This is a genomic window from Sporosarcina sp. G11-34, assembly GCF_026931025.1.
Genome location: NZ_JAHNZW010000002.1, coordinates 440,564 through 448,784, shown reverse-complemented (window position 1 = coordinate 448,784; position 8,221 = coordinate 440,564). Strand labels below are relative to the sequence as shown.

General features: G+C 39.2%; 6 protein-coding genes. All 6 read right to left on the bottom strand.

Translation table 11 applies throughout. From position 1 onward, the window contains the following. Positions 1–166: 166 nt before the first annotated feature. Entirely contained in the window at positions 167–1,552 is a 1,386-nt protein-coding gene (locus KSU66_RS04140; RefSeq protein WP_269050148.1) for a murein hydrolase activator EnvC family protein, read from the bottom strand. A gap of 43 nt (positions 1,553–1,595) precedes the next feature. Beyond that, positions 1,596–2,480 (bottom strand): permease-like cell division protein FtsX, encoded by an 885-nt coding sequence (ftsX, locus tag KSU66_RS04135; RefSeq protein WP_269050147.1) that lies wholly within the window; start codon positions 2,478–2,480, stop codon positions 1,596–1,598. Further along, on the bottom strand, positions 2,470–3,156 hold the full coding sequence (gene ftsE, locus KSU66_RS04130; RefSeq protein ID WP_269050146.1) for a cell division ATP-binding protein FtsE: 687 nt from the start codon (positions 3,154–3,156) through the stop codon (positions 2,470–2,472). Before ftsE ends, ftsX begins: the two co-directional genes overlap by 11 nt. A gap of 624 nt (positions 3,157–3,780) precedes the next feature. Beyond that, a complete protein-coding gene (gene cccB, locus KSU66_RS04125) occupies positions 3,781–4,113 on the bottom strand; it encodes a cytochrome c551 (protein WP_269050145.1) in 333 nt (110 codons plus the stop codon). 291 nt (positions 4,114–4,404) lie between these two features. After that, a protein-coding gene (gene prfB, locus KSU66_RS04120; protein ID WP_269050175.1) for a peptide chain release factor 2 occupies positions 4,405–5,506 on the bottom strand; the annotation gives its coding sequence in 2 pieces (ribosomal slippage) (positions 4,405–5,433 and positions 5,435–5,506; 1,101 coding nt in all). A gap of 38 nt (positions 5,507–5,544) precedes the next feature. Further along, the gene (secA, locus tag KSU66_RS04115) at positions 5,545–8,052 is read right to left on the bottom strand and encodes a preprotein translocase subunit SecA (protein WP_269050144.1); all 2,508 of its coding nucleotides are present in this window, start codon (positions 8,050–8,052) and stop codon (positions 5,545–5,547) included. Between the last annotated feature and the right edge of the window lie 169 nt (positions 8,053–8,221).

Genomic DNA, 8,221 nt, shown 5'->3' with positions numbered 1-8,221 from the left:
TTTTATATTTTTCAGCTAACCGTTTATATCCAAGTAGTCCCGCTAGATATTCACGCACAATCATTACTTTAAATTCATCACTATATTTAGCCATAATAAAACACCCCAAAAGTTAGTTTTTAACTCTAACTTTTGGGGTGCACTACAAGGCGGGCCATTTTCTTATTTAAATTGGTACATGATTTACTGGGTTTTGTGCACTTGATCCTTTTGAAGACCAGTTTCCAATATGGAATTCGAAATGGAGATGTACACCAAATTGCGGTCTACCACCGGCACCAGTTCCACCCATTGCACCTATATATTGACCTTTTGACACTTGTTGACCAACGGATACGCCATAACCTGACATATGCGCATAAAGTGTTGTATACGTTTGACCACCAACTGAATGTGTAATCATAACAACATTTCCGTACGTTCCAAGAATTCCCGCGTAAGAAACGACACCCGAACCTGCCGCAACAATCGGAGTCCCTGCTGAATTTGCAATATCAGTTCCACGGTGCTGTTTAGATCCATAACTGATGTTGCGGTAACCGAATCCAGAAGTTACACGACCAGTTGTAGGTCTTGTCCATGATCCACTTGAAACAGGCGGTGCAGTTACAGTTGGTTTACTTGGGTTGCTGTTGTTCGTTGAATTGCTTGAAGTACTAGATTTACCAGTACTACTGTTATTCGTTGAATTATTAGCGGCTGCTGCTGCGGCAGCCCTTTCAGCTTCTTGTTTACGTTGTTGTTCTTCAGCTGCTTTTCTTGCAACTTCGGCTAAGCGGTTTTGCTCGGCTATAATACTTGCTTCAATTTCCTTACTAACTTCTAGCGTTTCATTAAATTCAGTTTGAAGGCCTGATTTTTCATTCACAAGTTTCGCTTGTTCAACTTCAAGTGATTTGACAAGTTCGTTGTTTTTAGCTTTTTGTGTTTCAAGTGTAGCTTTCAAGTTGTTAAGTTCTTCTTTGTTTGCTTCTTGTTCAGCAAGTCTTTTTTCGACTAACGCCTTTTCCTCTTCCAATAACTTCTGATCATTTGCTTGTTCTGTCATAATGTCGCGATCTGCTTCCATTAACGAAGTTACCGCAGAAAAACGATCGATAAAGTCAGAAAAACTATTGGCACCAAGTAAAACGTCTATATAATTTACAGTACCATCATTCACTTGCATCGTACGAACACGCTCGCGAAGTACTACATCACGCTCTGCAATTCTTTTTTCGAGTTCTTGAATCGAGGCATGCAACGCTTCGATTTCTTTTGTAGTGCTTTCAATTTCTGCTTCAAGTTTTTCAATTTTACTATTTGTGTCGTTGATTTTAACGCTTAATGAATCTATTTGAGCTGTAATATTATTTATTGTTGACTTGTTTGTACTAATTTCAGTGTTTTTTTGATTGATATCTAAATTCAAATTTTGTTTCTTTGCTTCTAGTTCCTGCTTTTTTTGTTGCATATCCGATAACGTGCTTGCGGAAACTCCCGGACTACCTAATGTAGATGATAGTAAAAGTACCGCGATAAAGCTCGATAAAACCCATTTGTACGCTCTCAATTTCTAAATACCCCTCTCAAATCTTATATCTCTAGTCATCTCATCAAACTTTTAAAAACTTACGAACAGACATAAAGCTTCCCCAAACTCCTATGAACACGCCCATGAGCAACATCAGTCCATTTAGTTGGTAAAGGAATGGCGACATATTCAATAGTTGGAAAAACTCTCCCTCAAGTTTGGGTGATAAATACTTATGTAAATTCCAATAAGCAATTGTAATAATAATCATTGGTAGAATTGCCCCTAAAATACCGAGCCAAATACCTTCTAGTAGAAACGGAACACGGACAAAGTTATTCGTTGCTCCTACAAGTTTCATAATCTCAATTTCTTTTCTTCTTGCAACAATTGTAATACGGATTGTATTCGATATTAGGAATGTTGCTGTGAATAGAAGCCCTAGGATAAGTGCGAGTCCAACATTTCGACCAGAATTCAGCACATTGAACAGCTTCTCGACTTTCCCTTCACCGTAAACAACTTCATACACGTATTCGAATGATTCGATCTTTTTCGCAACAATTGGAGTTTGTTGAGGATCCGATGCTTTAATATAAAAAGCATGTCGAAGGGGGTTGTCTTGCTTATACAAGCCTAGTTCGTCACCAAAACCTTCAATCATTTTATCTAATTCTTTCTCATTCGAAGAATACTCTACGTCTAGTACACCGTCCATCGCATTCAATTGTTCTTCAAGCTTTGCAACGGCGGCTTCATCTGCGATTAAATCGACAGTCATTTTTATTTCTACATCATTCTCTATATTGTCAGCCATTTTGTTCAAATTCATCATGATTACAATGAAAACACCTACGAGAAGAAGAGTAACGGTGACCGCACTAATCGATGCAAATGTCATCCATCCATTTCGTCCGATGCTCTTAAAACTTTCACGGAAATGTCGTTTTATAGTTCTAGCTTTCATAGCCGTAATCACCTCCGGATTCATCACGGGTAATGATTCCGCCGTCTATCGCGATAACGCGATGCCTGATCGTATTGACAATGTCTTTATTATGCGTTGCCATAACAATTGTTGTACCTTTTGCATTGATTTCTTCAAAAATCTTCATAATTTCCCAAGCCGTATCGGGATCTAGATTTCCTGTCGGTTCGTCTGCAATGACGACTTCGGGAACATTGACTATTGATCTTGCAATGGAGACTCGTTGTTGTTCCCCGCCTGATAATTCATCAGGAAACATGCGTGCTTTTTGTGTAAGTCCTACAAGAGCAAGGACGTCTGTTACTTTTTTTCTTATTTCATCTGGATTTTCTTCAATTACTTCAAGGGCATACGCCACATTTTCATATACATTCAATTTCGACAAAAGTTTAAAGTCTTGAAATACAACTCCCATATTCCTTCTTAAATAGGGAACTTTTTTTCTGCGAAGGGTTGCCAGATTAATGTCATTAATAATAATCTCACCACTCGTTGGGACTTCTTCACGGTACATCATTTTGATAAATGTCGATTTTCCGGCTCCACTTGGTCCGACAACATAAACAAATTCGCCACGCTTAATTTCAATATCGATTCCATTCGCGGCTACAACACCGTTTGGGTATTTCTTGTGAACATTTTTCATCACTATCATACTAAAACCACCTGAATATTAGTTGTTCTGATTTAAAGCAACAAGCATAGTATAACATGTTTCGCACTTTAGTTTATTACAGTTGTATTTCATTATGATAACGACCCTTAAAGACCAGTGGGGTTGACTAATCATACTGAAGACTAGAAAAACACTGTACATTTAGGGTGATTCTTTATTATATTTGTCTTCTGCATGAAATACTTTTTCCAAAACATATTTTTCATCCAAACAGAAAAAACGGTTGTACAATATATGACATTGGTGAAAGAAAATCCCCTTCTCCCAAAAAAACAGGAGAAGAGGATGGAAATCACTTGTCTCATTTTAATGATATTAAAATCAAAGTCTTAAAATGGATCGCTTATGGCTACCGTAACTTTAGCAACTACAAGAACCGTATTCTTCTTCATTTCAAACTTGAGGTGGTCGAACAAAAATCTTTATCATTTCAAGTAAAATAATCAGGCTCCCAAGTTGCTTAAATGACTTGGAAGCCTGATCAACAAACTATTTTGCGGACGATTTATTCTTCACTAACGTTATTTGACAAAGAACTAAAGAACTAAAGAACTAAAGAACTGCCCCCAGACAAAATATCTGAGGGCAGTTTCGAACTGAATATTATTTCTTTTCAGAAAGCCATTTTGCAACGGCGTCTGCTTCTTCACCTTTGATAATACCGGCAGGCATAGAGCCTTTTCCTTCAACAATTACAGTGTGAATTTCTTCTTCAGACAATGTTCCACCAATTTTATCTAGCGCAGGTCCCATTCCACCTTCAAGGTTTCCACCGTGGCACGAAACACAACTTTTTTGAACAATTGCTTCCGCGTCAATCGAAGATGTTGCACCTTCGTTCGCGGGCTTTTCATCCTTCGCTTTGTTGCCACCGCCGCCACATGCACCAAGGACAAGTGTCGCTCCAAATATAACTGCTAAAAGTTTTTTCTTCACTCTTTTCCCTCCAATGATAAGTAATGTACTTCATACTTAAGTATACCAAAACAAATCGCTTGTGAAGCATTAGTGAATGGACATTCTTCCGACAAAACTGTCAACAAAAGCATTCTTATCAACCTTTCAGGAAATGTATCGACTTTGTGAACTTTGTCCATTCATCATTCTAAAAGTGACTTGTCCATTTGGTATGCCCATATGTTATAATATTCACTATTTCCAACGTTTTTAAACCTATATTAAGAAAAGAAAAGTGTACCGAAATACACTTTCAGCTTATTTTTCGACTTAAGAAATACGTGACCTTAAATACGCATTAATAAATAAATCGATTTCGCCATCCATTACCGCCCCAACGTTGCCTGTTTCTGCATCGGTACGATGATCTTTTACCATCGAATACGGGTGGAATACGTATGAACGGATTTGACTTCCCCAACCAATTTCTTTTTGGTCACCACGAATTTCCAGTAAGCGTGCTTCCTCTTCTTCAACTTTGATTTGATAAAGTCTCGATTTTAGGAGGTTCATTGCACGTTCTCTGTTTTTAATTTGTGACCGTTCTGTTTGGCATGTTACAACTGCACCTGTTGGTAGATGAGTAATTCGAACAGCTGAATCCGTCACGTTGACGTGCTGTCCACCCGCGCCGCTTGAACGGTACGTATCAATTTTCAGATCTTCTGTACGTATTTCGATATCTATATCGCCATCGAATTCCGGCATAACTTCAATAGATGAAAACGATGTATGACGGCGACCCGATGAATCGAATGGTGAAATTCGTACAAGTCTATGAACACCTTTTTCAGCTTTTAAATAACCGTATGCGTTATGGCCTTTAATAGACAATGTGACCGATTTTACTCCAGCTTCATCGCCCGCTTGATAATCGATTGTTTCAACTTTGAAACCATGTTGCTCGGCCCAACGCGTGTACATTCGCAAAAGCATGGATGCCCAGTCTTGTGATTCTGTACCACCGGCTCCCGAATGAAGTTCAAGCACCGCATTATTTTGGTCAAATTCATCGCTAAGGAGCATTTGTAGTTCAAATGCCTCAAGCTGCTTCTTAAATTCTTTTAACTCGCCGCCAAGATCTTCTTGCATCTCTTCGTCGAACTCTTCGCGTAGTAGCTCAAGCGTCATTTCCAAGTTTTCCTGAGCATCGGTTAACTCCTTATACTCTTCTACAACATCTTTTAATGCATTTGATTCTGAAATGACTTTTTGTGCAGTGTCTTGGTTATCCCAAAAACCTGGTTCTGACATCACTTCATCTAATTCTTGAATTCGTGCCTCTTTGTTTTCTAAGTCAAAGAGACCCCCTAAAGTCGACTAATTTCTTAGCAGTTTTGTCTAGCTCGTTGCGTACATCGGATAATTCAATCATAATAGTTTCCTCCTGAAATGGGTTTGCCCGGTCGATTAGTTTCTCCCGTGGCAATTTTTAAATTTCTTACCGCTACCGCAAGTACACGGATCATTTCGTCCGACGTTCACTGCACGACGCACTGGTTTTTTCGTTGCTTTTTCACCATCTTCTTTTGGGTTCACAGCCTGACCTTTCACAACTTCTTCACGCTCAAGGTTATTTCTAATTTCGGCTTTCATTGCAAACTTCGAAGCATCATTTGCAATAGATGTTGTCATTTCTTCAAACATAGCAAATCCTTCACTCTGATATTCTCGGAGTGGATCTGTCTGACCGTATGCACGTAAATGAATTCCGTGACGCAACTGATCCATTGCATCAATATGATCCGTCCACTTCGAATCAATTGCACGCAGAAGAATAACTTTCTCGAATTCACGCATACGCTCACTCGTCATTTCTTCTTCTTTCTCATCGTAACGTGTAAACACGGCTTCCTTAATGCTTTCTTCAATCTGTTCCGCTGTTTTCCCAGCAAGTTCAGACTGTGTCAGACGGCCTTCAGGAAGAAGATTCGCACCTAGGAACTCTTCAAGCCCTTTCAAATTCCAATCCGCGGCATTTTCCTCCGCTGTATGGACTTCAACGGCATGAGCAATTACATCTTCCAACATATTCTCTACAATACTACGAATGTTTTCAGAATCAATTACTTCGTTCCGTTCTTTGTAAATAATTTCTCTTTGTTGACGTAATACATCATCATACTGTAGTAAACGTTTCCGCGCATCAAAGTTATTTCCTTCAACACGTTTTTGTGCCGCTTCTACTGAACGTGATACCATTTTAGATTGAATTGGCGTCGTATCATCCATACCAAGTTTCGTCATCATCGATTTCATCTGGTCAGATCCAAAACGGCGCATTAATTCATCTTCAAGTGACAAGTAAAATTGCGTAATCCCCGGGTCTCCTTGACGTCCAGAACGACCACGCAACTGATTGTCAATTCTGCGTGACTCGTGACGTTCAGTACCAATAACTGCAAGACCGCCAACTTCGACGACACCTTCACCTAATTTAATATCCGTTCCACGCCCTGCCATGTTCGTCGCGATTGTAACAGAACCTTTATGGCCCGCTTCTAAAATAATTTCAGCTTCACGTCCGTGATTTTTTGCGTTCAATACATTATGTTTCACGCCGTATTTTGTTAAATACTTTGAAATAATTTCAGACGTTTCAATGGCTACTGTCCCAACAAGAACCGGCTGTCCTTTCGCATTGCGCTCTTTAATATCTTCAGCAACGGCTTTATATTTTCCTTCTATTGAAGAATAAATTAAATCCGCACGGTCATCACGAACAATTGGACGATTCGTAGGAATTTCAATAACGTTCATATTGTATATATTACGGAACTCCTCTTCCTCTGTCTTCGCTGTTCCTGTCATACCAGAAAGTTTTTCATACATCCGGAAAAAGTTCTGGAACGTAATCGTTGCAAGTGTCATTGTTTCATTTTGAACTTCTAGACCTTCTTTTGCTTCAATTGCTTGGTGAAGTCCATCACTATAACGTCGACCTTTCATTAAACGACCCGTGAATGAGTCAACAATAACGACGTCGCCCTCTTCAACAACATAATCGATATCAATGTGCATACTTACATATGCTTTTAATGATTGGTTAATTACGTGATTCAATTCAACATGGTCAAGATCGAATAAGTTCCCAATATTAAAGGACTTCTCAGCTTTTTCAATACCTTTTTCCGTTAAAACAACACCTTTAGTCGATTCGTCGAATGAATAATCCTCTTCTTCTTTGAGTGTTTTAACAAACATATTTGAAAGTCTGTAAAGCTCTGCAGCTTTCGCGGCTTGCCCTGAAATAATAAGTGGCGTACGCGCTTCATCAATTAAAATGGAGTCAACCTCATCGATGACACCAAAGAAAAGTGGTCGCTGTACTTTATGTTCACTATAAAGCACCATATTATCGCGCAAGTAATCAAAACCAAGTTCATTATTCGTACTATACGTAACGTCGGCCGCATAAGCTTCACGTTTTTCTTCCTTAGTCATACTATTCAAGTTCAGTCCAACTGTTAATCCAAGAAATTCATACAGCTGTCCCATTTCATTGGCATCACGACTTGCAAGGTATTCGTTGACTGTTACAACGTGTACACCTTTGTCAGCAAGCGCATTTAAATAAACCGCAAGCGTCGATGTCAACGTTTTCCCTTCCCCTGTTTTCATCTCGGCGATATTGCCTTCATGTAAAGCAGCGGCACCTACAATTTGAACACGGAATGGAGTCATACCAAGTACACGTTTCGAAGCTTCGCGTACAACTGCAAATGCTTCTGCTTGAAGTGCATCAAGCGTTTCCCCATTTGCAACACGTTTTTTAAATTCTTCTGTCTTTCCTTTTAAACCATCATCCGATAGCTTCCCTATATCTGCTGCAAGGGCTTCTACCTGATCAGCAATTTTATCAAGTCGTTTCAGATCACGTTTATTTCCATCAAACATTTTAGTTAATACGCTAAGCATTTAGGTCACATCCTCATTAAGTTCACCCTTCATTTTAACACTCGTAAATGCACCGTGCAAATGTACCAACCCTCTATTATATTTAAAAATAAGCCGAGTGCTTGTAAATGGCGAATTTACGCGTTCTTGTCCCTATACAACAAAAAAGGAATCCTTAGGTAGTCTAGCA